Here is a 23,400-nt window from a genome sequence, read left to right as displayed (position 1 = left end):
GACAATCCGGACTATTTGCCGAGGGTGGTTGGGTCATCGTGCCGCCCAGGGACCCCTATTGGTTCGCGGTCGCCTCGCGGGAGTCACTAGGCTTTCTGCCCATGAGTCACGTTCTCGCGGCAGTGGCCTGGCCCTACGCCAACGGCCCGCGCCACATCGGCCACGTCTCCGGTTTCGGCGTTCCCTCCGACGTCTTCGCCCGGTACATGCGGATGGCCGGCCACGACGTGCTCATGGTCTCCGGCACCGACGAACACGGCACCCCGATCCAGGTGCAGGCCGACGCCGAAGGGCTCAAGCCACGGGAACTGGCCGACCGGTACAACCGGGTCATCGTCGAGGACCTGCACGGGCTCGGCCTCTCCTACGACCTGTTCACCCGCACCACCACCGGCAACCACTACGCCGTGGTGCAGGAACTGTTCGAGGGGATGTACCGCAACGGGTACATCGTGCCGAAGACCACCATGGGCGCCATCTCGCCGTCCACCGGGCGGACCCTGCCCGACCGGTACATCGAGGGCACCTGCCCGATCTGCGGCTACGACAGCGCCCGGGGCGACCAGTGCGACAACTGCGGCAACCAGCTCGACCCGATCGACCTGATCGACCCGCGGTCGAAGATCAACGGTGAGACGCCGGAGTTCGTCGAGACCGAGCACTTCTTCCTCGACCTGCCCGCCCTGGCCGACGTGCTGCGGCAGTGGCTGGACACCCGGGAGGGCTGGCGGCCGAACGTGCTGCGCTTCTCCAGGAACCTGCTGGACGACCTGCACCCCCGGGCCATCACCCGGGACCTGGAGTGGGGGGTGCCGATCCCGCTGGACGGCTGGCGTGACCGCACCGACAAGCGGATCTACGTGTGGTTCGACGCCGTCATCGGCTACCTGTCCGCGTCCATCGAGTGGGCCCGCCGCACCGGCGACCCGGAGGCCTGGCGGAAGTGGTGGTCCACCGACGGTGAGGGGAAGGACTCGCAGTCCTACTACTTCATGGGCAAGGACAACATCGTCTTCCACTCGGTGATCTGGCCCGCCCTGCTGGCCGGCTACTCCGGCGAGGGCGGCCGGGACGGCGAACCAGGTCGGCTCGGCCGGCTCAACCTGCCCACCGAGGTGGTCTCCAGCGAGTTCCTGACCATGGAGGGACGCAAGTTCTCCTCCTCACGCCGGGTGGTCATCTACGTTCGGGACTTCCTCCAGCGGTACGACGCCGACGCGCTGCGCTACTTCATCGCGGTGGCCGGGCCGGAGAACAACGACACCGACTTCACCTGGGCCGAGTTCCTGCGCCGTAACAACGACGAGCTGGTCGCCGGCTGGGGCAACCTGGTCAACCGGTCCGTCTCCATGGCGGCGAAGAACTTCGGCGAGATCCCACCGATCGGCCCGGACGGGCTCACCGAGGCCGACGAGGCCCTGCTGGCCGTGGCCCGCGCCGGCTTCGGCACGGTCGGTGACCTGATCGCCCGGCACCGGCAGAAGCAGGCCATCGGCGAGGCGATGAAGGTGGTCGCCGAAGCCAACAAGTACCTCTCCGAGCAGGCGCCGTGGAAGCTCAAGGACGCCGCCGCCAAGCCCCGGATGGGCACCATCCTGCATGTCGCCCTCCAGGTGGTCAGCGACGCCAACACGCTGCTCACCCCGTTCCTGCCGCACTCCGCGCAGAAGATCCACGAGCTGCTCGGCGGCACCGGGGTGCACGCACCGATGCCGGTGATCGAGGAGGTCGCCGACCTCGACGTCGGACCCGCGTACCCGGTGCTGACCGGTGACTACACCCAGGGCGCGCGGTGGGAATCCGTGCCCCTCGTGGTGGGCCGGGCGCTCGTGACGCCCAAGCCGGTCTTCCGCAAGCTCGACCCCTCGATCGTGGACGAGGAGTTGGCCCGGCTCGAAAGCTGACCCCGCCGGCACCAAGGACGGGCGCGACCCGCTCGGGGTCGCGCCCGTGCAGTGAGATGTCCGGCCGTGCGTCCCGGTGTGACGCGACACCGGGCCTCGGCCCGGCTGGCGTCAGGCGCGGGCCATGGCCGGCGAGCCGATGAACTCCATGATGGCCTGGTTGACCTCGTTCGCGTTGGTCCACGGGGTGCCGTGCGGCGCGCCCTTGAGGGTGACCAGCCGGCTGTCGGCGAGCATCGGCTGCAACCGCTGGCCGGTCTTCGGGTACGGCAGCACGTTGTCCTGATCGCCCTGGACGATCAGCACCGGTACGTCGATCCGGGACACGTCCGCCCGAAAGTCGGTGCCCCAGGCGTCCACGCTGTCGTGCGTGGCCTTGGCTGAGGCCATCGCCCCGATGTTCCAGTGCGCCCGGTACGCCTCCTCGCTGACCAGCTTGCCCTTGTTCTCGTCGTAGTTGAAGAAGTTGTTGCAGAACTGGGTGAGGTAGGCGAACCGGTCCTGCGTGATCGCCTGCTTGAACCCCTCGAAGAGACTCGGCTCGACACCCTCGGGGTTGTCCGGTGCCTGCCGCAGGTACGGCGCCAACGGTGCCAGCAGCACCGCCCGCTCCACCCGGTCCGAGCCGTACGCGCCCAGGTATCGGGTCACCTCGCCGGTACCCATCGAGTGGCCGACCAGGATCGTGTCGCGCAGATCCAGCTCGGTCATCAGCACGTCGAGGTCGGCCGCGAAGGTGTCGTAGTCGTACCCGAACGCCGGCTGCGCCGAGTTGCCGTAGCCGCGCCGGTCGTACGTGATCACCCGGTATCCGGCGTCGAGCAGCGGCCCGGAAACCTTTTCCCAGGTCGCCCCGTTGAACGGGAAGCCGTGGATCAGCACGATCGGCTGACCCGATCCGTGGTCCTCGTAGTACAGGTCGATGGGCGCGGAGTTCTCCGTGCCGACGGTGATGAAGGGCATCTCGTCCTCCTGTCAGGGTGGGAAACCGAGGCTTCCCCGGCGGGCATCCGATATTCCTGCGCCGCCCGACCTGACGGGCCAGGTCAGAGAAGGTACGGGTGGTCCACCACCTGATCGTCGGTCACCTCACCGCCCGGGGCCCACGTCTCGTAGACGCCCCGTTCCTGACACTGTGCGCCGGTCGCGGCGACCGCGTCCGGATCCGGGCGTCGCAGCCGCAACCGCAGCCAGCCCGCCTCCTCACGCAACACCAGGCACGGCACCCCCCGCCAGGCGGTCAGGCGCAACCGTCGGCTCACCCCGTCGACCGGGTACCGGGCGGCCCGGGTCAACGCCAGCACCCGGAAATCGCCGGGAAGGTCGGCGACCGCCTCGTACTCCCCGCCCGCGTACGTGCCCACCAGCCGGGTCGACCGTGGCGCCTCCCCGGTCGGCACGTACTCCTGATCCGGCGACAGACCCGGCACGGCGGCGAGCAGGTGTCGCCACTGCGGCCCGACCATCCGCAGCCAGCCCCGCTGCTCGGCCTGGTAGGCGTAGAGCACCACCTCCACGCCCTCCGCCGGATAGGCCAGCAGGGTGGCGTTCGCCGGCATCGGCAGGTCGGCGAAGTCCCGGGTGACGAACTCGGGGATCAGGTGGTGATTGCTGGGCGTGAAGCCGGTACCCAGTACCGCCGGACCCAACCGGTCCCGGGCACCGAGCGCCGTCAGCCCCCGGTACGCCGCACCCGCCGGCACGTCGTAGTCACCCGGGTCGGCGGCCCGCCACCGCAGCGCGTACGTCACGTCCGCACCGTCCCGGCCGTCCCCGCCGTCGGTGCGCAGCACGCTCGTCGTCGTCGGGGTGCGCAGGTGCGCCACGTCGTGTTCCCGGTAGCAGAACCCGTGCGGCAGCCAACCCCGCACGTATCCGGCGAGCTGCCGGGCCGAGAGGATCTTCATCATCCGGGTGCCACGCCGTACGCCGGCTGAGCCGCGTACTGCCGTGATCAACGGGTCGTCCGCGGCGGCCGGCTGCTGGGCGAGCCGATGCACCTCCGACCAGCCCCGCTCCCGATGCAGCGGCACCAGCAGCGGCGACTCCGGCTCCTCGGCCTGCTCGGTCGCCCCGTACACGGCACCGACCTCGGTGACGTGCACGAACCGCCGCCACGGCAGCGCCGAGTTCGTCCGGGGCGCCCACTCGAACCCGGCCACCTCGTCGGCGCTGAACAACTCGTACGCCGCACCTCGGGCGATCTCCTCGGCCGGGTACACCGCGCCGCCGAACGCCACCCGCAGACCGGTCCGCTCCGGCACCGCACCGCCGGGCCGAAAAAGCTCGCTTCGTGCGTCCACTCCGCGACGGTAGGGGTGCGGGGCGTAGCCGAGGTGAACTCCGGGTGGCCTCCCGGTGGACTCGTGCGGTGTGTGATCCTGTCGAGGAGATGAGTGAGCCCACCGAGTCCCGTAGCCAACGCGCGGCCCGTCGCGCCGGAGAGTTTCCACCCGCACCCGAGCCGCTGCCCCGCCCGGTGCTGGACAGCCACACCCACCTCGACATCACCGTCAGCGAGGCCGGCGTACCCGGTGGCGGCGACGTCGCCGACCCGGTCGCGGCGGCCATCGACGTCGCCGCCGCCGTGGGGGTGGACCGGCTGGTGCAGGTCGGGGTGGACGTCGCCTCCTCCCGCTGGGGGGCCGAGGTGGCCGACAAATATCCGGCGGTGCTGGCCACGGTCGCGCTGCACCCCAACGAGGCGCCCCGGCTGGTCGACCTCGACGAGGCCCTGCGCGAGATCGAGGCACTGGCCGGGCAGGAGCGGGTCCGTGGCGTCGGCGAGACGGGGATGGACCGGTACCGCACCGGTGACGAGGGCCGCGCCGCGCAGGAGGAGAGCTTCCGGGCGCACATCGCCATCGCCAAGCGGTACGGCCGGACACTCGTGATCCACGACCGGGACGCGCACGCCGACGTGCTGCGCATCCTCGACGACGAGGGCGCACCCGACACGGTGGTGATGCACTGCTTCTCCGGCGACGCCGAGTTCGCCGCCGAGTGCGTCCGCCGGGGTTACCTGCTCAGCTTCGCCGGCACGGTCACCTTCGCCAGCGCCGGGGCACTGCGGGAGGCCGCCGCGCTGACCCCGCTGGACCAGATCCTGGTGGAGACCGACGCCCCGTACCTCACCCCGGTGCCACACCGGGGCCGGCCCAACGCCTCGTACCTGATCCCGTTGACCGTCCGGGCGTTGGCCGCCGCCACCGGCGCCGACCTCGACGAACTCTGCGCCGCCATCTCGACCACCGGCGAACGGGCCTTCGGTCCCTGGCACCCGGCTGGCCTCGGCGGCTGACCCGTACGCTGTCGGGTTATGGCCGCAGACCTGCTCGGCCCGGCGGAGATCCGGGACCTCGCCGCCCGGCTCGGCGTCGCACCCACCAAGAAGCTCGGCCAGAACTTCGTGCACGACCCCAACACGGTCCGCCGGATCGTCGCCACCGCCGGGCTCGCTCCCGACGACGTGGTGTTGGAGGTCGGCCCGGGGCTGGGTTCGCTCACCCTCGCCCTGCTGCCCGCCGCCGCCCACGTGCACGCCGTCGAGATCGACGCCACGCTGGCCGGCGCGCTCGCCGGTACCGCCGCCCGGCACGCCGGCCCGGCCGCCGACCGGCTCAACGTGCACCACGCGGACGCCCTGCGGATCACCGCCGCGGACCTGGCCGACCCGGCGCCCACCGCGTTGGTGGCGAACCTGCCCTACAACGTCGCCGTGCCCGTGGTGCTGCACCTGCTCGCCGAGTTGCCAAGCCTCCGGCATGGGCTGGTGATGGTGCAGAAAGAGGTCGCCGACCGGCTCGTCGCCGGTCCCGGTTCCAAGGTGTACGGCATACCGTCGGTCAAGCTCGCCTGGTACGCCCACGCCCGTGCCGCCGGGAAGGTGCCGCCGAACGTGTTCTGGCCGGTGCCCAACGTCGACTCCGGTCTGGTCGCCTTCACCCGCCGCGAGCCGCCCCGCGCCGACGTTCCCCGCCACCAGGTCTTCGCGGTGGTCGACGCCGCCTTCGCGCAGCGGCGCAAGACCCTGCGCGCCGCCCTGTCCGGCTGGGCCGGCAGTGCCGACCGGGCCGCCGTCGCGCTTACCGCCGCCGGAGTCGACCCCGGCGCACGCGGCGAGTCACTCACCGTCGAGCAGTTCGCCGCCGTCGCCGCGTCGGCCCCGAGCCGTACGCCGGCAGCGCAGTAGGCTGAGCCCGTGCCCGCCGAGGAGGTGTACCAGTGACCGCCCAGCCGACCGATTCCGACGTGTCCGGCATGTGGGGGGACCGGTTGGAGAAGCCCGCCGACTACGCCGACGCCGGGATCCCGCACTACTGGCGGATCGAGCAGAATCCCGTGCACGTGTACGCGTACGACCTTGTCGACGGCCGCTACGAGCTGGCCGCCGACTCCGCCGAGGAGCTGATCGTGACCAAGCCGTTCGACGTGCGGTTGCCCGTCCGGGACATCACCCCGTGACCGAGGCCTGGCGACCGGACGACGACGAGCCGCGCGGGGCGATCGGTCCGGTCCGGGTACGGGTGCCCGCCAAGGTCAACCTGCACCTGGGGGTCGGCCCGCTGCGCCGGGACGGCTACCACGAGCTGAACACCGTCTACCACGCGATCTCGATCTACGACGAGTTGACCGCGCGGCGGGGCGACACGCTTACCCTCACCATGGAGGGCGAGGGCACCGGAGAACTCGCCCTGGACGACTCCAACCTGATCATCCGGGCCGCGCACGCCCTCGCCGGGTACGCCGGCGTCATGCCCCACGCCCGGCTGCACCTGCGCAAGCAGATCCCGCTGGCCGGTGGGCTCGCCGGCGGTAGCGCCGACGCGGCGGCGGCCCTGGTCGCCTGCGACGCGCTGTGGGGCACCGGCCTGTCCCGAGACGAGTTGGCGAGCATCGCCGCCGACCTCGGCTCGGACGTGCCCTTCCTGATCCACGGCGGCACCGCGTTGGGCACCGGCCGGGGCGAGGCGGTCAGCCCGGTGCTGGCCCGGCCCACCTCCTGGCACTGGGTGGTCGCCATCGCCGAGGGCGGTCTGTCCACCCCCCAGGCGTACCGGGAACTCGACCGGCTCCGTGAGACCGGCGCCGCCGGCCCGCCCCTGGGCAGCACCGACGGCCTGCTCGCCGCACTGCGCCAGCGCGACCCCAGGGTGCTCGCCCCGACCCTCGGCAACGACCTTCAGGATGCCGCCCTGGCCATGCGGCCGTCGCTGGCGAGCACCCTGAAGGCCGGCGAGGCGGCCGGGGCGCTGGCCGGCATCGTCTCCGGGTCGGGGCCCACCTGCGTGTTCCTCACCGCCGACGCCGCCGACGCTGAACGCGTCGCCGCCGAGCTGGAGGCCGCCGGGGTGTGCCGGCAGGCCCGGGTCGCCCACGGTCCGGTGCACGGCGCCCGGGTCAGCTGACGCCCGACAGGCCGCCTCCGGCTGGCGGCCCTGCTGAGCCGAGGGTGGTCGGGCGCTGTGGTCCCGGCGGGTCGCCTGTCGAGCTGATGGCGGAAACGGATCGTGCTCGGGAGTGGGCCGGCTCGGGCGGTCGCCGAGAGACGGAAGTGTTCCGCGTACCCTGGAACGACAGGCGTCCCCAGGTGCCCCCGGCACCGGGACGCCTTGATCATGGAAGGTGGGTACGTGGCCAACATCGTCAACCTGGACCGGGTGTCCAAGGGCTACGGCGCGGCCGGGCCACTGCTCACCGAGGTCTCGCTCGGCCTGGACGACGCCGACCGGATCGGCGTCGTCGGGCTCAACGGCGCCGGCAAGTCCACCCTGCTACGGCTGCTGACCCGTATCGAAGCGCCCGACGACGGTCGGGTCACCCACCGCCGTGACCTGCGTGTCGCCTGGCTTCCCCAGAACCTCACCCTCAGCCCCGAGGCCACCGTCCGCGACGTCGTCCTCGGCACCGAGTGGCTCGCCGAGAGCATGGGTGCGGAGCACGAATGGGCCGGTGACGCCGGCGTACGCGCCATCCTCGACGGGCTCGGCATGCCCCACCTGGGCCTCGACGCCCCGGTCGGGCCGATGTCCGGTGGCGAGCGCCGCCGGGTGGCCCTGGCCGCCCTGCTGGTCCGCGACGCCGACCTGCTCATCCTCGACGAACCCACCAACCACCTCGACGTCAGCGGCGTCGACTGGCTGGCCCGGCACCTGCTCGGCCGCAAGGGCGCCCTGGTCGTGGTCACCCACGACCGGTGGTTCCTCGACGCCGTCTGCACCACCACCTGGGAGGTCGCCGACCAGACCGTGCGGGCCTACGAGGGCGGCTACGCGGCCTGGATCCTCGCCCGCGCCGAGCGGGAACGGATCGCCGCCGCCACCGAGGCCCGCCGGCAGAACCTCCTCCGCAAGGAGATCGCCTGGCTGCGCCGCGGCCCGCCGGCCCGCACCTCGAAGCCGAAGTTCCGGATCGATGCCGCCAACGCGCTCATCGCCGACGTGCCACCGCCGCGCGACACCACGTCGCTGCAACGGCTGGCCACCGCCCGGCTCGGCAAGCAGGTGTACGACCTGGAACACGTCCGGCTGCACGCCGGACCCAAGACCATCCTCGACGAGGTCAGCTGGCAGGTCGGTCCCGGTGACCGGGTCGCCATCCTCGGCGCCAACGGCGCGGGCAAGACCACCCTGCTGCGGATGCTGGCCGGCGTCACCCGTCCGGACAGCGGGCGGCTGATCACCGGCAGTACGGTCCGGCCTGCCTTCCTCTCCCAGGAACTCGCCGAACTGCCAAGCGACCTGCGCGTCCTCGAAGCCGTCGAGGAGGTCGCCCGGCGGGTCCGCCTCGGCGATCGGGAGATCTCCGCCGCCCAGCTCGCCGAGGTGTTCGGCTTCGACGACCGGCGCCTCTGGACCCCGGTCGGTGATCTCTCCGGCGGCGAGCGGCGTCGACTCCAGATGCTGCGGCTGCTGGCCGGTGAACCGAACGTGCTGCTGTTCGACGAGCCCACAAACGACCTCGACACCGACACCCTCGCCGCGTTGGAGGACCTGCTCGACTCCTGGCCCGGCACGATCGTGGTGGCCAGCCACGACCGCTACCTGGTCGAGCGGGTCACCGACACCGCGTACGGCATGTTCGGCGACGGCCGGCTGGTGCACCTGACCGGCGGGGTCGACGAGTACCTCGCCCGCGCCGACGACCGCTCGCGGTCCGGGCGTACGCCAGCGCCCGCGGCCTCGACCACCGCCCCGGCCGGTGGTGGGATGAGCGCCGCCGAGGCCCGGCAGGCCCGCAAGGAACTGGCCCGCCTCGAACGGCAGGTCGGCAAGCTGGAACAGAAGGAGGCCACCCTGCTCGACCAACTCGCCGCGAATGCCACCGACTACAGCAAGGTGGCCGAGCTGGACGCCCAGCTCAGTCAGGTACGCGGCGAGCGGGAGGAGGCCGAGCAGGCCTGGCTGACCCTGGCCGACGAGATCCCCGCCAGCTGACCCGGCCGGTCACACCGCCCTGACGTGCCGTTCCCGGGACCCCGTGTGCGGCGTCACAGCGCCGGATACGGGAGAATCGCCGTCGACCCTCACCCAACGGCGTTGGAGACACAGACATGGCCCACACCCCCGTCAACCACCCCGCGCGGCCGATCTACCGGGCGATCGGCGGGCTGATCGGTCTGTACCTGGTGGCCTTCGGTGTGATCGGCCTCCTGACCAGCACCGGCGAGCCCTACTTCCGCCAGGGCGACACTCAGGTGCTGGGGCAGGGTACGAACCTCGGCTTCTCCCTGTTCAGCATCGTGGTCGGTGCGATCGTGCTGGCCGGCACCGCCATCGGGCGCAACCTCGACGTGCTGGTCAACCAGTGGTCGGCGTACCTGATCATGGTGGTCAGCCTGGCGGGCCTCGCCCTCATCCGGACCGAGGCCAACATCTTCAACCTCAGCGTCGCCACGGTGATCGTCCAGATGGTGCTCAGCCTGGTGCTGCTGATGGCCGGCATGTACGGCAAGGTCGGCAGCGACGATGAGCACGAGGCGTGGCAGAAGGCTCGGCTCGTGCTCTGAGGATTTTTGGTTCCGGTTGGGGTTTTCGCCGGAGCCCGACCCGCTCCGGGCGGTCAGGCTTGATCCCTGCGCGGGTCGGGCTCCGGCGAAAACCTGTCGGGGTTGTGCATCCGTCCGGAGCGCCCGGCCGGGGGCGGGGGGTCTTGAGGTGCATGGTTGCGCATCAGGTAGCCCGCGGTCGAATCCCGGCGTGGCTATGCTGCTGGATTGGCGTTCGGGGGACGTGGGCTGCGCGACTGGGGGACAATGTTCTTGTTGTCCCGCTTTGCGTGGAGGAAGCGATGCCGCATTTTCCGGTGAATCATCCGGCGCGGCCGTTCTACCGGGTGCTGTCCGGTCTGATCGGGCTCTACATCCTGATCTTCGGCGTCTGGGGAACCGCGCTCACCTGGGGTGACCCACTGTTCGGTCGGAACGGCAACTGGGCTCTCGGACTGCGCACCAACCTGGCCTTCTCGCTGGCCTCCATCGCCTTCGGGATCGTGCTCATCATCGGCGCGTCCCGGCGAACCAACCTCGGCCACTACATGAACCTCACCGCCGGAGCGGTCTTCCTGGTCACCAGCATCCTGATGATGTCGGTGCTCCAGACCGAGGCCAACTTCCTGAACTTCTCCATGTCGACGGTGATCGTCTCGATGCTGTTCGGGCTGATCCTTCTCGGCACCGGCCTCTACGACAAGGTCGGCCCGCACGAGGACGCCGAGGCCGAGCGGAACCGCCGGAACCACCCGGTCGCCGAGATCCACCGCCGCTGAGCCGGTCAGCGTCCACCTGCGGTGATCAGCCCCGGCTTGGCCTCCAGATGCGACAACCCGTTCCAGGAAAGATTGACCAGGTGCGCGGCGACCGCCTCCTTCCGCGGCTTACGCACCTCCAGCCACCAGCGGCCGGTCAACGCGACCATGCCCACCAGTGCCTGCGCGTACAACTCGGCCAACTTCGGGTCGTAACCCCGGCTGGAGAACTCGGCGCCGAGGATGTGCTCCACCTGATGCGCCACGTCGTTCATCACGCTGCTGAAGTTGCCGGTCGCCGAGAGCACGGGCGACTCCCGCACCAGCACCCGGAACCCGCTGGTCTCCTCCTCGATGTAGCCGAGCAGCGCCAGTGCGGCCTGTTCCAGCAACTCCCGTGGATGACCTGCGGTCAGCGCCGTGGTGATCCGATCCAGCAGGGACCGGACCTCCCGGTCCACCACCACCGCATAGAGCCCCTCCTTGCCGCCGAAGTGCTCGTAGACCACCGGCTTGGAGACCTTCGCCCGCGACGCGACCTCCTCGATGGAGGTGGCGTCGAAACCGCGCTCGGCGAAGATCTGTCGGCCGATCGAGATCAACTGCTCGCGACGCTGAGCGGCGGACATACGTACCCGGGCCGTCGGCTTGCCCGGTGCCGGCACCACCCGCCGCCGCTTGCCGCCCTCCACGTGGGGAGTCTCGGCCATCTCGTCACCTCGCTGGCGCTCGGTAACGCCCTGTCGTGGGATGCTGCCTGTCTTCCGCCCGGTCACCCGAAACATACTGCCAGGTAACTTGCGGGTTGGTCGCCCGGTTACCGTTGGACCGCCGGCTTGGCCAGCTTCGCCGCGATCCGTTCCGGCTTCGGCCAGCGCACGTCCCACGCCGCGCCGACCTTCTCGAACAGCCAGATCACCCGGGCCGAGATGTCGATCTGCCCCCGCAGCACACCGTGCCGGGCGCTCGTCGGATCGGCATGGTGCAGGTTGTGCCAGCTTTCCCCGAAGGACAGCAGCGCCAGCGGCCAGAAGTTCGCCGCCCGGTCACCGTGGCGCATCATGAACGGCCGCTCCCCGTACACGTGGCAGACCGAGTTGATCGACCAGGTCACGTGGTGCAGCAACGAGATGCGAACCAGGCCGGCCCAGAACAGTGCACTCAACGCGCCCTGCCAGGACCACGTCAACAACAAGCCCATGAACGCTGGCCCGAGCACCGAGACGATCACCAGCACCGGAAAGAACCGGTCCATCCGCCGGATGTCCCGGTCGGCCACCAGATCCGGCGCGAAGCGCTCCCGGTTGGACAACTCCCGCCCGAACAACCAGCCCATGTGGGCGTGGAACAGCCCCTTGACCAGACCCCGCACCGTGGTGCCGAACCGCCACGGTGAGTGCGGGTCCCCCTCCAGGTCGGAGAAGGCGTGGTGCCGCCGGTGATCGGCCACCCACTGGATGATCTCGCCCTGCACGGCGAGTGAGCCCGAGGCGGCCATCGCGATGCGCAGCCACCGCTTCGCCTTGAACGATCCATGGGTGAAGTAGCGGTGGTAGCCGACCGTGATGCCCAGGCCCGACAGCACGTACCAGAAGGCGGCGATGCCCACGTCGACCCAGCTGAGCCAGCCACCCCAGGCCACCGGCACGGCGGCGATCAGCGCCGCGAACGGGATCACCACGAAGGACCACAGCGCGATCAGGATGCCGCGTGACTGGGTGCCCTGGGTGAGGGGCTTGGGGCTGGTCGGTTGCGGGTCGAGAACAGCGGCGGACATGGCACCTCGCAGGGGACGGTCGGTTCGCAATCTACGCCTACGTCACCGTAACTTAAGGGCCCGGTAGATCGCATCAGACAGGGACACGAATGGATGCCTGATGTGTCGTACGCTCGTCCTAACCTGCACCGCATGACTGGTTACGACGCCACCGAAGTACGCCGACTGCGTACCGAGGAGCAGCTGTCGGTCCGGGAGATCCGGGCCCGCACCGGCCTCGGCCGCAACCGGATCTACGAGATGCTGCGTGGCGTTCCCGCGCCGGAACGGACCAGACGCCCCCAGGCGAAGGACGACCTGCGTGCGGAGGCGGTGGCGCTGCGCTCGACGGGCCGCCCGGTTCCGGAGATCGCGCGGCAGCTCGGGGTGAGCCGGTCGACGGCGTACCTCTGGGTCCGGCACATTCCTTTGGAACGCGACCCCGAGCAGGAGCGGCAGCGTCGGCGTGCCCACTCGAAGTTGATGACAGAGGCTCGTTGGGTGGACCACCGCCGAGAGCGGGACGAGGCTCAGGCGAAGGCACACGCGGTGGCCGGGCGGATGGTTGGTCAACTCGACGACCGCGATCTGCTCGTCCTCGGGGCGGCGATCTACTGGTGCGAGGGCACCAAGTCGAAGCCGTGGCGTCGTGATGACCATGTTCAGTTCGTCAACAGCGATCCGGGCCTGCACGCCCTGTTCCTGCGTTTCCTCGAAGTCTGTGGAGTCGACCGCGCCGTGCCGACCTATCGGGTGAGCATTCACGAGACCGCCGATCCGGATGCGGCAGCCGAGTGGTGGGCGGCCGAGCTCGGGCTGCCACGCGAGCGTTTCCGCCGAGCGACTCTGAAGAAGCACAACCCCAGGACCGTCCGCCGGAACGGTGGTGACGAGTACCGAGGCTGCCTCGTGATCAATGTGCCGCGTAGCCGCGAGCTCTACTGGCAAATAGAAGGTATGATCGCCGAGCTGTTCCGGTCCGCGGCTGAACGCACTTCTGCGCTTTGATGCGGCCTGTCGGCTTGACATCACCATGGGGTGTGGGGTAACGGCAACCCGCAGGCCTTTGGAGCCTTGAGCTCCTGGTTCGAATCCAGGCACCCCAGCAACTGCCGATCCTCGCGCCCCTGCCGAACAGGCCGGATTGTCCGGTTAGCATGGCCGCGAGACTGTCCGCGTTCCGACGGGAGCCACGTCGTGCCCGAGCCCCAAACCCGTACCGTCGTCGTGCTCGCCGCCGGTGAGGGCAAGCGGATGAAGTCCTCGTTGCCCAAGGTCCTGCACCCGCTGCTCGGCCGGACACTTGTGGGTCACGTCCTCAACGCGGCCGACCCGCTCGGTGCGGCACGCACCCTGGTGGTGGTGGGGCACGGTGCCGACCAGGTCCGCGCCCACCTCGCCGGGATCGCTCCCGAGGCCACCGCGGTTCACCAGGCCGAACAGCTCGGCACCGGACACGCGGTGCGGATCGCGCTGGAGGCCGCCCCGGAGGTCACCGGCACGGTGGTGGTGCTCAACGGCGACGTGCCGTTGCTGCGGCCGGAGACGGTCGGTGAGCTGGTGGCGGCGCACGAGAGCGAGGGCGCGGCGGCGACCGTGCTCGCGGCGCAGGTGCCGGACCCGACCGGGCTCGGACGCATCGTGCGGGACGCCGCGGGCCGGTTGGAACAGATCGTCGAGCAGCGTGACGCGACCGCCGCTCAGCTGGCGCTCCGGGAGATCAACGCCGGCATCTACGCCTTCGACGCGGCTCGGCTGCGGGACGTGCTCGGCAAGCTGTCGACGGACAACGACCAGGGCGAGGAGTACCTCACCGACGTCTTCAAGATGCTGGTGTCCGCCGGCGAGCCGGTGGGTGTGCATCTGGCGGCCGACCACAGCGAGACGCTCGGCTGCAACGACCGGGTGGAGCTGGCGGCGTTGCGCCGGCTGCTGCGCGATCGGGTCAACGAGCGGTGGATGCGGGCCGGCGTCAGTCTGCTCGACCCCGAGACCACCTGGATCGACGTGACCGTGGCACTGGATCGCGACGCGGTGGTGGATCAGAACACCCAGCTACGTGGCGGGTCGGTGATCGGCAGCGGTGCCGTGGTCGGGCCGGACGTGACGTTGATCGACACGGTGGTGGGGCCCGGCGCGACGGTGCTGCGCAGCCACGCGGTCGGCGCCGAGGTGGGGCCGGGCGCCAGCGTCGGGCCGTACGCGTACCTGCGGCCGGACGCCCGGTTGGCGGAGCGGGCGAAGGTCGGCACGTTCGTTGAGGTGAAGAACTCGGAGATCGGCGCCGGCTCGAAGGTGCCGCACCTGACGTACGTGGGTGACGCCACGATCGGCGAGCAGAGCAACATCGGTGCGGCGTCGGTGTTCGTCAACTACGACGGGGTGCGGAAGCACCGGACGGTGATCGGCAGCCACGCCCGGACAGGCGCGGACAACATGTTCGTCGCGCCGGTCGAGGTGGGCGACGGGGCGTACACCGCGGCCGGTTCGGTGATCATCGAGAACGTACCGGCGGGCGCGATGGGTGTGGCTCGGGCGCGGCAGCGCAACATCGAGGGCTGGGTGCTCAAGCGGCGGGCCGGCACCGCCGCCGCCGAGGCGGCCGAGCGTGCGCAGGGTGCTTCGGCCGGCACGTCGTCCGCAAGCGAAGGTGAGCCAATCCACGGCACCGCCGAGTCGGTGGGCGGTAGGCCTGGGGCGGGAGATACTGCAACCGAATAGTCCCCGGCCGACCACCACCGCAGGCCGGGTGCCACCGACCGAACACGGGAGCAGACGGGCCCATGGGCAGCATCGTCGCCGAAAACCGCAAGAGCCTGATGCTCTTTTCCGGACGTGGTTTTCCGGAGTTGGCCAAGGAGATCGGCGAGGTGCTCGGCGTCGCGCCGACTCCGGCCGACGCGTACGAGTTCGCCAACGGCGAGATCTTCGTACGGTTCAAGGACTCGGTACGTGGTTCGGACGCCTTCGTGGTGCAGTCGGTCACGCACGGGGTGAACACCTGGGTCATGGAGACCCTGATCATGGTCGACGCGCTGAAGCGTGGTTCGGCCAAGCGGATCACGGTCGTCCTGCCGTTCTATCCGTACTCCCGGCAGGACAAGAAGCACCGCGGCCGGGAGCCGATCTCGGCGCGGTTGGTCGCCGACCTGCTGAAGACCGCCGGGGCGAACCGCATCCTCACGGTGGACCTGCACACCGCGCAGATCCAGGGTTTCTTCGACGGCCCGGTGGACCACCTCTTCGCGATGGACATCCTGGCCGAGTACGTGGAGCGCAAGTACGCGGGCCGGCCGATGACGGTGGTCGCGCCGGACTCCGGCCGGGTGCGGGTGGCCGAGCGGTGGACGGACCGGCTGGGTGGTTGCCCGCTGGCGTTCATCCACAAGACCCGGGATCCGATGAAGCCGAACCAGGTGGTGGCGAACCGGGTGGTCGGTGAGGTCGAGGATCGGGTCTGCCTGATCGTCGACGACATGATCGACACGGGTGGCACGATCTGCCGGGCGGCGGACATCCTGAAGGAGTCGGGGGCGGCGGACGTGATCGTGGCGTCCACCCACGCGCTGCTGTCCGATCCGGCGACGGAGCGGTTGAAGAACAGCCCGATCAGTGAGGTCGTGGTGACCAACACGCTTCCGTTGCCGCCGGAGAAGCAGCTCGACAAGCTCACCGTGCTGTCGATCGCGCCGCTGCTGGCCCGGGCGATCCGCGAGGTCTTCGACGACGGCTCGGTGACCACTCTCTTCGGCGGGCTGAGCTGAGCGCCGTTCACCGCTGAGTCGTCTGGTCGGTGCCGGGCGGGAATCCGGGTGTTACGGGGACTGCCGGAAACCCGGGAAATCGCTCGGGTAGACTGGTGCGGTTGCCACGGCGAGGGTGCCCTGCGGGCCGCTGAGAAGCGCCGCACGGAGGCACCGTGATCGACGCGGTGCTCCGGGCAGTCTTCTGACGCATGAGCCCCTGCGAGCCCCCCGCCCAGCACCGCCAGACGACAAGCTGCCGCAGCGAAGCATCAGGAGTTTCCCCGTGTCCGAGGTAAAGATCAGCGCCGAGCCCCGCACCGAGTTCGGCAAGGGTGGTGCCCGCCGTACCCGCCGGGCCGGCAAGGTGCCCGCCGTGCTGTACGGCCATGGCGAGAAGCCCAAGCACATCTCGCTGCCGGCCCGCGAGTTCGCGGCGGCCATTCGTAATGGTGGCGCCAACCAGCTCCTCGCGCTCGACATCAGCGACGGCACGCAGGCGCTGGCGCTGCCGAAGGCGATCCAGCGGGACCCGATCAAGGACACCTTCGAGCACGTCGACCTGCTGCTGGTGCGTCGCGGTGAGAAGGTCACCGTGGACGTGCCGGTCCAGCTCACGGGTGAGGCGGCGCGCGACACGCTGATCGTGCACGACCACGACACCCTCTCGGTGACCGCCGACGCGACGACGGTGCCGGATCACCTGGAGGCTTCGATCGAGGGTGCCGAGGCGGGTTCCCAGATCACCGCCGCTGACGTGTCGTTGCCGGCGGGTGTGGAGCTGGCCGGCGACCCGGAGATGCTGGTCGCCTCGATCACCGCCGCGCCGACCGCCGAGCAGCTGGAGTCGACGCTGCCCGAGGTCGAGGAGGCCACCGAGGAGGCCGAGGCCGAGGTCGGCGAGGTCACCGAGGGTGCTGCCGAGGCGCCGGCCGCCGAGGGCGAGGCGGGCACCGAGGGTCGTACCGAGGCCTGACAGGCGCACAGTTTTGCGACAGGCGTCCCCGGTTCCGGGGGCGCCTGTCGGCGTATCGGATGATCGGCGGCGGGCGGTGGTTGACCGCTGGTACGAGCGGGAGGGGCGGGCGGTGACGGAGGAGACCGGGCCGTGGCTCGTGGTGGGCCTGGGTAACCCGGGCCGGGAGTACGCGGGCAACCGGCACAACGTCGGGTTCATGGTCGCCGACCTGCTGGCCGGTCGGCTGGGTGCGAAGTTCGGCCGGCACCGGCGGGCGGTGGCCGAGGTCGCCGAGGGCCGGCTGGGATTGGGCGGGCCGAAGCTGGTGCTGGCCAAGCCGCTGACCTACATGAATCTGTCCGGTGGGCCGGTGGTGGGTCTGGCGCAGTTCTACAAGGTGCCGCCGGGCCGGGTGATCGCGGTGCACGACGAGCTGGACATCGGTTACGGCCAGGTGCGGGTCAAGTGCGGCGGTGGCGAGGGCGGGCACAACGGCCTACGGTCGATGTCGAAGTCGTTGGGCACGAAGGACTACGTGCGGGTGCGGTTCGGGGTCGGTCGGCCGCCGGGGCGGCAGGATCCGGCGGACTATGTGCTGTCGGATTTCGGCGCGGTGGAGCGCAAGGAGCTGGACTTCCTGGTGGATCGGGCCGCAGACGTGGTGGAATCCGTGGTCAGCCGGGGTGTGGAGCCGACCCAGAACCTCTACCACGGGGTCTAGCGTGGGTTCCGAACTGCCCCGTTTGGCCTTCGTCTCGCGTTAGACCGGTGACCTCGACACACGCGTCTGGGGTGGGCTGTCGCGGTCGGTTCGCCGGTGGCCCGGTAGTGTGCGGGTTCGGCGGTCGGGGCGAGGCCGGCCGCTCGGCGTACGCGGATCGTGGCGACGGGAGCGGAAGCATGAGCGGTCCACCGATGATCGACGGGGCGTTCGCGCGGTGGCTGGCGGATCGGGCCGGGCAGGCGTTGCTGGGCCTGCGGGCGGAGATGGGGTTCGCCGATGCCGGTGCGTTGAAGTCGGCGGGGGACAAGGTCTCGCACGACCTGATCCGTACCGAGCTGGCGAGGTGGCGTCCGGGTGACGCGGTGCTCTCCGAGGAGGACGAGGGGTCCCGGCTGGCGTGGGCGGCCGAGGTGAACGCCGGTGCGGTGTCGCGGTTGACCGCCGACCGGGTCTGGATCATCGATCCGTTGGACGGTACCCGGGAGTTCAGCGAGCAGGGGCGCGCGGACTGGGCGGTGCATGTGGCGCTCTGGGCGCGCAACGCGACCACGTCGCACGGTCTGGTCGCCGGTGCGGTCGGGCTGCCGGCGCAGCACCGGGTGCTGGGTACGGACCTGCCGCCGGCCTATCCTCCGATGACGCCGGAGGCGGCGACGGCGGGTGGCGCGGGCCGGTTGCGGCTGGCGGCGAGTCGCAGCCGACCGCCGGTGTTCCTGACCGATCTCGCCGAGGAGGTCGGGGCGCAGTTGGTGCCGATGGGCTCGGCCGGTGCGAAGATCGCCGCGGTGGTCACCGGTGAGGTGGACGCGTACATCCATGCCGGCGGCCAGTACGAGTGGGACTCGGCAGCGCCGGTTGCTGTGGCGACGGCCACCGGACTGCACGCTTCCCGGATAGATGGTTCTGCGCTGAAATACAACGAGGCGGATCCGCGCCTGCCGGACCTGTTGGTGTGCCGTAAGGATCTCGCCAGCCGGTTACTTGCGGCGTTGCAGCGGCATTGCGGGTAGCCTGTCGCTACTTCCTGACATCCCCGACCGGAAAGGTCTGGAAAGCGGATGACCGAGCGAATCGAGCCGGTGTCATGACCAGTGCTGCCTACCAGGTCACCCATCTCGACGCGCTGGAGGCGGAGAGCATCTTCGTGATGCGCGAGGTGGTCGCCGAGTTGGAGCGGCCGGTGCTGCTCTTCTCCGGTGGCAAGGACTCGATCGTCATGCTCCGGCTGGCGCAGAAGGCGTTCGCACCGGGTCACATTCCGTTCCCGGTGATGCATGTCGACACGGGGCACAACTTCCCGGAGGTGCTCGACTACCGCGACCGCCGGGTGGCCGAGCTGGGCCTGCAACTGGTGGTGGCCAGCGTGCCGGAGGCGCTGGCCAGTGGCCTGGTCCGGGAGCCGGCGGACGGGACGCGTAACCGGATCCAGACGCCGGTGCTGCTGGAAGCGGTGGAGAAGCACCGTTTCAACGCCCTTTTCGGCGGGGCGCGGCGGGACGAGGAGAAGGCCCGGGCGAAGGAACGGATGTTCAGCTTCCGGGACGAGTTCGGCCAGTGGGATCCGAAGAACCAGCGGCCGGAGCTGTGGGCGCTCTACAACGGGCGGCATCATTCCGGCGAGTCGATCCGGGTGTTCCCGCTGTCCAACTGGACCGAGTTGGACGTGTGGCACTACATCGCCCGCGAGCGCATCGAGTTGCCGTCGATCTACTACGCGCACGAGCGTGAGGTGGTCGAGCGGGACGGGATGCTCTACGCGGTGAACGAGTTCCTGCCGGCGCGGGCCGGTGAGGAGCGGTTCAAGGCTCGGGTGCGGTATCGCACGGTCGGCGACGCCTCCTGCACGGCGGCGGTGCGTTCCGACGCGGACACGGTCGAGAAGGTCATCGACGAGGTCGCCGCGACCCGGATCACCGAGCGTGGCGCGACCCGGGGCGACGACCGGGTCAGCGAGGCCGCCATGGAGGACCGCAAGCGGGAGGGCTACTTCTGATGAGCACCGAGACTCTGGCCACTGCTGCGGTCGCCGAGGGCCGGCCGATGGACCTGTTGCGATTCGCCACGGCCGGGAGTGTCGACGACGGCAAGTCGACCCTGATCGGTCGGCTGCTCTACGACACGAAGTCGCTGTTCACCGACCAGTTGGCGGCGGTGGAGGCGGTCAGCGCGGCCCGGGGTGACGAGTACACCAACCTGGCGCTGCTCACCGACGGGTTGCGGGCGGAGCGGGAGCAGGGCATCACGATCGACGTGGCGTACCGCTACTTCGCCACGCCTCGGCGCAAGTTCATCATCGCCGACACCCCCGGGCACATCCAGTACACCCGGAACATGGTCACCGGTGCGTCCACCGCGGATCTGGCGCTGATCCTGGTGGACGCCCGCAAGGGTCTGGTCGAGCAGTCCCGCCGGCATGCCTTCCTCTGCTCGCTGTTGCGGGTGCCGCACCTGGTGCTCTGCGTCAACAAGATGGATCTGGTCGACTTCTCGCAGGAGGTCTTCGAGCGGATCGCCGACGAGTTCACCACGTTCGCCGCGAAGTTGGACGCGCCGGATCTGACGGTGGTGCCGATCTCCGCGTTGCGGGGCGACAACATCGTCAGCCGTTCGGAGAACATGCCCTGGTACGAGGGCCCGGCGCTGCTGCACCACCTGGAGCGGGTGCACATCGCCAGCGACCGTAACCTGGTCGATGTCCGCTTCCCGGTGCAGTACGTGATCCGCCCCCAGTCGACCACGGTGACCGACTACCGGGGCTATGCCGGCCAGGTGGCCTCAGGGGTGCTCAAGCCGGGTGACGAGGTGATGGTGCTGCCCTCGGGCTTCACCAGCCGGATCGCCGCGGTGGAGACCGCGGACGGGCCGGTCGCGGAGGCGTTCCCGCCGATGTCGGTGACGGTACGCCTGGAGAACGAGATCGACATCTCGCGTGGTGACATGATCTGCCGGCCGAACAACGCGCCGGCGGTGGCCCAGGACATCGAGGCGATGGTCTGCTGGATGGACGAGACACGTCCGTTGCAGGTCGGCGGCAAGTACTCGATCAAGCACACGACCCGTGCGGCGCGGGCCATCGTCCGAGACCTGCATTACCGCCTCGACATCAACTCGCTGCATCGCGACGAGTCAGCGACCGAGTTGCGGCTCAACGAGATCGGCCGGGTCCGCCTGCGGACCACCATCCCGCTGCTGGCCGACGAGTACCGGCGCAACCGCACCACCGGCGGGTTCATCATCATCGACGAGGCCACCAACCGCACGGTCGGCGCCGGCATGATCGTCGAAACCCCCTGACTCACCCAGCACGCTTGTTGATCAAGAAGTTCTGGTCGGGATCGCGCTGAATCCCGACCAGAACTTCTTGATCAACGGGTAGGGGGTCAGTCCAGGCGGGTGGCGCCTGGGGCGGGGGTGGCGGTGGTGAAGGTGGGTGCGGTGAAGGCGCGGTCGGTGTAGGCGGCGGTGACGGCGGCGGCAACCCGGTCGGACTGGTCCGCTTCGACCAGGGCGAGCACGCAGCCGCCGAAGCCACCACCGGTCATCCGGGCGCCGAGCGCCCCCGCGGCCAGCGCGGCCTCGACCGCGACGTCCACCTCGGGGACGGTGATGGCGAAGTCGTCCCGCATGGAGGCGTGCGAGGCGGTGAGCAGCGGACCGATCCGCCGGACCTGCCCGGCACGGAGCAGCGCGACGGTGTCGAGCACCCGCTGGTCCTCGGTGACCACGTGGCGGACCCGGCGGCGGGTCTCGTCGTCGGGCAACCGGGCCAGCGCCTCGTCGAGGCCGGCGACGGGCACGTCCCGCAGGGCGGGTACGTCGAGCAGTGCGGCGGCCTTCTCGCAGCTGGCGCGGCGGGCCGCGTACTCGCCGTCGGCGTGCCGGTGCGGGGCGCGACTGTCGATCACCAGCATCGCGAGGCCCGCGGCGTCGAGGTCGAACGGGATGTGTTCGACCTGCTCGGTGCGGCAGTCGAGGAAGAGGGCGTGTCCGGTGCGGCAGCGGATCACCGCTGACTGATCCATGATGCCGGTGGGCGCGCCGACGTACTGGTTCTCGGCGCGCTGGGCCAGCCGGGGCTGCTGTTCGGCCGGCAGGTCCAGCCGGCCCAGGTTGACGAGGGCGGCGAGCACGGCGGCCTCCAGCGCGGCGGAGGAGGAGAGCCCGGCGCCCAGCGGCACGTCGGAGGCGACGGCCAGCCGGGCGCCGGTCACGGGGTGGCCGGCCTCCCGCAGCGCCCACACCACCCCGGCCACGTACGCCGCCCAACCGGTCACCCGACCGGGGCGGCTCACCTCGTCGGTGCCGAAGCTGACCGTTTCGCCGGTCAGCTCGGAGCAGACCGTCCAGCTGCCGGTCGGCTGCGGCGTGGCCGCGACGACGGTGCGCAGTGGAAGCGCGAACGGCAGCACGAATCCGTCGTTGTAGTCGGTGTGCTCACCGATCAGGTTGACCCGGCCGGGAGCCGCCCAGCGGCCGGCGGGCGCCTCGCCGTAGGCGTGCTGGAAGCAGCTGGTGGCACGGTCGGCCACCGCGTCGGAGTGACTGGTCACCGGCGGTCCAGGACCTGCGTGCGGTAGAAGACCCAGGCGTCGGTCACGATGTCGTGCAGGGTGGGCTTGCGGGGTTCCCAGCCCAGCTCGGCGCGAGCCAGGGCGGAGGAGGCGACCAGCTCGGCCGGGTCGCCCTCGCGGCGGGGCGCCACCTCGACCGGCACCGGGTGCCCGGTGACCTCCCGGACGACCTCGACCACCTGCCGGTTGGTGAAGCCGTTGCCGTTGCCGAGGTTGTAGATGCGGTGCTGGCCGCCGGTGGCCGCGTCCAGGGCGAGCAGGTGGGCCCGGGCCAGGTCCGAGACGTGGATGTAGTCGCGGACGCAGGTGCCGTCGACGGTGGGGTAGTCGTCGCCGAAGAGTTGCAGCTTGTCCCGCCGGTCGGCGGCCACCTGCAGGGCGATCGGGATGAGGTGTGTCTCGGGGTCGTGCCGTTCGCCGAGGACGACGTCACCGTCGAGGTGGGCACCGGCGACGTTGAAGTAGCGCAGCGACACGGCGGCCAGGCCGTGCCCGATCGACTCGGACGTGAGCGCCATGTCGGCGGCGAGCTTCGTCGCCCCGTACGTGTTCGTGGGTGCCTTGACGGCGGTCTCCGGGATGGGCAGCTCGGTGGGATTGCCGTAGACCGCGGCGGTCGAGGAGAACACCAGCCGCGGTACCCCGGCGGCCCGCACCGCGTCGATGAGCGCCAGCGTGCCGACGGTGTTGTTGTGCCAGTACCGCTCGGGGGCGACCATCGACTCACCGGCGGCGATCAGCGCGGCGAAGTGCAGCACGCCGTCGAAGCCGGCCTGCCGGGTGAGCACCTTGCCCGCGTCGTGGATGCCGGCCTCGATGTGGGTGGCTTCGGGAGCCAGTGCGACCCGGTGGCCGGTGCGCAGATCGTCCAGCACGACCACCTCGTGTCCGGCGTCGAGCAGCATCCGGGTCACCACGCTGCCGATGAAGCCGGCCCCGCCGGTGACGAGCAGTTTCACGTCGGTTCCTCCCGCCTGGCCGGCACGGTCGCGGCCTCGT

Annotated in this window: 22 protein-coding genes and 1 tRNA gene; 17 read left to right on the top strand and 6 right to left on the bottom strand. The window is 70.4% G+C overall.

Translation table 11 applies throughout. From position 1 onward, the window contains the following. The first annotated feature begins 101 nt into the window (after positions 1-101). Positions 102-1,904, top strand: coding sequence for a methionine--tRNA ligase (gene metG, locus KBX00_RS12235; protein ID WP_210826344.1), 1,803 nt, complete (start codon positions 102-104; stop codon positions 1,902-1,904). Between the two features lie 111 nt (positions 1,905-2,015). Here metG and KBX00_RS12230 read toward each other — a convergent pair whose 3' ends face one another. Continuing rightward, the gene (locus KBX00_RS12230; protein ID WP_210826342.1) at positions 2,016-2,867 is read right to left on the bottom strand and encodes an alpha/beta fold hydrolase; all 852 of its coding nucleotides are present in this window, start codon (positions 2,865-2,867) and stop codon (positions 2,016-2,018) included. Positions 2,868-2,950: 83 nt separating this feature from the next. Next, on the bottom strand, positions 2,951-4,207 hold the full coding sequence (locus KBX00_RS12225) for a hypothetical protein (RefSeq protein WP_307868520.1): 1,257 nt from the start codon (positions 4,205-4,207) through the stop codon (positions 2,951-2,953). 89 nt (positions 4,208-4,296) lie between these two features. Here KBX00_RS12225 and KBX00_RS12220 point away from each other — a divergent pair, with 89 nt between their 5' ends. The 7 genes from KBX00_RS12220 to KBX00_RS12190 all read left to right on the top strand — a co-directional run bounded on the left by KBX00_RS12220 (position 4,297) and on the right by KBX00_RS12190 (position 10,670). Then, positions 4,297-5,205: a TatD family hydrolase gene (locus KBX00_RS12220; RefSeq protein WP_210826340.1), complete on the top strand. Its 909-nt coding sequence runs from the start codon at positions 4,297-4,299 to the stop codon at positions 5,203-5,205. 18 nt (positions 5,206-5,223) lie between these two features. Next, a complete protein-coding gene (rsmA, locus tag KBX00_RS12215; protein ID WP_210826338.1) occupies positions 5,224-6,096 on the top strand; it encodes a 16S rRNA (adenine(1518)-N(6)/adenine(1519)-N(6))-dimethyltransferase RsmA in 873 nt (290 codons plus the stop codon). Positions 6,097-6,128: 32 nt separating this feature from the next. Beyond that, on the top strand, positions 6,129-6,368 hold the full coding sequence (locus KBX00_RS12210; protein WP_307868519.1) for a Uma2 family endonuclease: 240 nt from the start codon (positions 6,129-6,131) through the stop codon (positions 6,366-6,368). Continuing rightward, positions 6,365-7,312, top strand: a complete 948-nt coding sequence (locus tag KBX00_RS12205) for a 4-(cytidine 5'-diphospho)-2-C-methyl-D-erythritol kinase (RefSeq protein ID WP_210826336.1) — start codon at positions 6,365-6,367, stop codon at positions 7,310-7,312. The genes KBX00_RS12210 and KBX00_RS12205 overlap by 4 nt, the downstream gene beginning before the upstream one ends. A 225-nt stretch (positions 7,313-7,537) precedes the next feature. Continuing rightward, positions 7,538-9,340 carry an ABC-F family ATP-binding cassette domain-containing protein gene (locus tag KBX00_RS12200; protein ID WP_210826334.1) on the top strand — a complete coding sequence of 601 codons (1,803 nt, stop codon included), beginning with the start codon at positions 7,538-7,540 and terminating at the stop codon, positions 9,338-9,340. A 116-nt stretch (positions 9,341-9,456) separates the two neighbouring features. After that, positions 9,457-9,912 (top strand): DUF4383 domain-containing protein, encoded by a 456-nt coding sequence (locus tag KBX00_RS12195; protein ID WP_210826332.1) that lies wholly within the window; start codon positions 9,457-9,459, stop codon positions 9,910-9,912. Between the two features lie 281 nt (positions 9,913-10,193). Beyond that, complete coding sequence (locus KBX00_RS12190; protein ID WP_210826330.1) at positions 10,194-10,670, top strand: DUF4383 domain-containing protein; 477 nt, start codon at positions 10,194-10,196, stop codon at positions 10,668-10,670. A gap of 5 nt (positions 10,671-10,675) precedes the next feature. On the opposite strand, the gene KBX00_RS12185 is transcribed toward KBX00_RS12190, so the two are convergent. Together KBX00_RS12185 and KBX00_RS12180 are read right to left on the bottom strand one after the other, a co-directional pair. Next, positions 10,676-11,359 (bottom strand): TetR/AcrR family transcriptional regulator, encoded by a 684-nt coding sequence (locus KBX00_RS12185; RefSeq protein ID WP_210826328.1) that lies wholly within the window; start codon positions 11,357-11,359, stop codon positions 10,676-10,678. A gap of 107 nt (positions 11,360-11,466) precedes the next feature. Continuing rightward, on the bottom strand, positions 11,467-12,426 hold the full coding sequence (locus KBX00_RS12180) for an acyl-CoA desaturase (RefSeq protein ID WP_210826326.1): 960 nt from the start codon (positions 12,424-12,426) through the stop codon (positions 11,467-11,469). A gap of 132 nt (positions 12,427-12,558) precedes the next feature. Here KBX00_RS12180 and KBX00_RS12175 point away from each other — a divergent pair, with 132 nt between their 5' ends. From KBX00_RS12175 to cysN, 9 genes are all read left to right on the top strand, one after another. After that, entirely contained in the window at positions 12,559-13,413 is an 855-nt protein-coding gene (locus KBX00_RS12175) for a helix-turn-helix domain-containing protein (protein WP_210826324.1), read from the top strand. 26 nt (positions 13,414-13,439) lie between these two features. Then, positions 13,440-13,511, top strand: a tRNA-Gln gene (locus tag KBX00_RS12170). Between the two features lie 91 nt (positions 13,512-13,602). Continuing rightward, positions 13,603-15,126, top strand: a complete 1,524-nt coding sequence (gene glmU / locus KBX00_RS12165; protein ID WP_210826322.1) for a bifunctional UDP-N-acetylglucosamine diphosphorylase/glucosamine-1-phosphate N-acetyltransferase GlmU — start codon at positions 13,603-13,605, stop codon at positions 15,124-15,126. Between the two features lie 62 nt (positions 15,127-15,188). Beyond that, on the top strand, positions 15,189-16,169 hold the full coding sequence (locus KBX00_RS12160) for a ribose-phosphate diphosphokinase (protein ID WP_093408215.1): 981 nt from the start codon (positions 15,189-15,191) through the stop codon (positions 16,167-16,169). A gap of 265 nt (positions 16,170-16,434) precedes the next feature. Further along, complete coding sequence (locus tag KBX00_RS12155) at positions 16,435-17,124, top strand: 50S ribosomal protein L25/general stress protein Ctc (protein ID WP_210826320.1); 690 nt, start codon at positions 16,435-16,437, stop codon at positions 17,122-17,124. A 112-nt stretch (positions 17,125-17,236) separates the two neighbouring features. After that, a complete protein-coding gene (gene pth / locus KBX00_RS12150; RefSeq protein ID WP_210826615.1) occupies positions 17,237-17,827 on the top strand; it encodes an aminoacyl-tRNA hydrolase in 591 nt (196 codons plus the stop codon). A 179-nt stretch (positions 17,828-18,006) separates the two neighbouring features. Then, positions 18,007-18,840 carry an inositol monophosphatase family protein gene (locus KBX00_RS12145; protein ID WP_210826318.1) on the top strand — a complete coding sequence of 278 codons (834 nt, stop codon included), beginning with the start codon at positions 18,007-18,009 and terminating at the stop codon, positions 18,838-18,840. 74 nt (positions 18,841-18,914) lie between these two features. After that, on the top strand, positions 18,915-19,823 hold the full coding sequence (cysD, locus tag KBX00_RS12140; protein WP_210826316.1) for a sulfate adenylyltransferase subunit CysD: 909 nt from the start codon (positions 18,915-18,917) through the stop codon (positions 19,821-19,823). Then, positions 19,823-21,124, top strand: coding sequence for a sulfate adenylyltransferase subunit CysN (gene cysN, locus KBX00_RS12135; protein ID WP_210826314.1), 1,302 nt, complete (start codon positions 19,823-19,825; stop codon positions 21,122-21,124). Before cysD ends, cysN begins: the two co-directional genes overlap by 1 nt. 86 nt (positions 21,125-21,210) lie before the next feature. Here the strand turns inward: cysN and galK are convergent, their stop codons facing one another. Further along, positions 21,211-22,380, bottom strand: coding sequence for a galactokinase (galK, locus tag KBX00_RS12130; RefSeq protein WP_210826312.1), 1,170 nt, complete (start codon positions 22,378-22,380; stop codon positions 21,211-21,213). Then, positions 22,377-23,360: a UDP-glucose 4-epimerase GalE gene (gene galE, locus KBX00_RS12125; protein ID WP_210826310.1), complete on the bottom strand. Its 984-nt coding sequence runs from the start codon at positions 23,358-23,360 to the stop codon at positions 22,377-22,379. Before galE ends, galK begins: the two co-directional genes overlap by 4 nt. Between the last annotated feature and the right edge of the window lie 40 nt (positions 23,361-23,400).

This window comes from Micromonospora sp. C95 (genome assembly GCF_018070465.1).
Taxonomy (GTDB): Bacteria; Actinomycetota; Actinomycetes; order Mycobacteriales; family Micromonosporaceae; genus Micromonospora.
This window is presented reverse-complemented; position numbering and strand designations above follow the sequence as displayed.

Bases quoted from the DNA above. Each gene is read 5' to 3' on its own strand.
- KBX00_RS12220 (WP_210826340.1), top strand. From the start codon at position 4,297: ATGAGTGAGCCCACCGAGTCCCGTAGCCAACGCGCGGCCCGTCGCGCC.
- KBX00_RS12180 (WP_210826326.1), bottom strand. From the start codon at position 12,426: ATGTCCGCCGCTGTTCTCGACCCGCAACCGACCAGCCCCAAGCCCCTC.
- KBX00_RS12190 (WP_210826330.1), top strand. From the start codon at position 10,194: ATGCCGCATTTTCCGGTGAATCATCCGGCGCGGCCGTTCTACCGGGTG.
- cysN (WP_210826314.1), top strand. From the start codon at position 19,823: ATGAGCACCGAGACTCTGGCCACTGCTGCGGTCGCCGAGGGCCGGCCG.
- KBX00_RS12185 (WP_210826328.1), bottom strand. From the start codon at position 11,359: ATGGCCGAGACTCCCCACGTGGAGGGCGGCAAGCGGCGGCGGGTGGTG.
- KBX00_RS12230 (WP_210826342.1), bottom strand. From the start codon at position 2,867: ATGCCCTTCATCACCGTCGGCACGGAGAACTCCGCGCCCATCGACCTG.
- KBX00_RS12145 (WP_210826318.1), top strand. From the start codon at position 18,007: ATGAGCGGTCCACCGATGATCGACGGGGCGTTCGCGCGGTGGCTGGCG.
- KBX00_RS12160 (WP_093408215.1), top strand. From the start codon at position 15,189: ATGGGCAGCATCGTCGCCGAAAACCGCAAGAGCCTGATGCTCTTTTCC.
- KBX00_RS12195 (WP_210826332.1), top strand. From the start codon at position 9,457: ATGGCCCACACCCCCGTCAACCACCCCGCGCGGCCGATCTACCGGGCG.
- cysD (WP_210826316.1), top strand. From the start codon at position 18,915: ATGACCAGTGCTGCCTACCAGGTCACCCATCTCGACGCGCTGGAGGCG.
- KBX00_RS12175 (WP_210826324.1), top strand. From the start codon at position 12,559: ATGACTGGTTACGACGCCACCGAAGTACGCCGACTGCGTACCGAGGAG.
- metG (WP_210826344.1), top strand. From the start codon at position 102: ATGAGTCACGTTCTCGCGGCAGTGGCCTGGCCCTACGCCAACGGCCCG.
- rsmA (WP_210826338.1), top strand. From the start codon at position 5,224: ATGGCCGCAGACCTGCTCGGCCCGGCGGAGATCCGGGACCTCGCCGCC.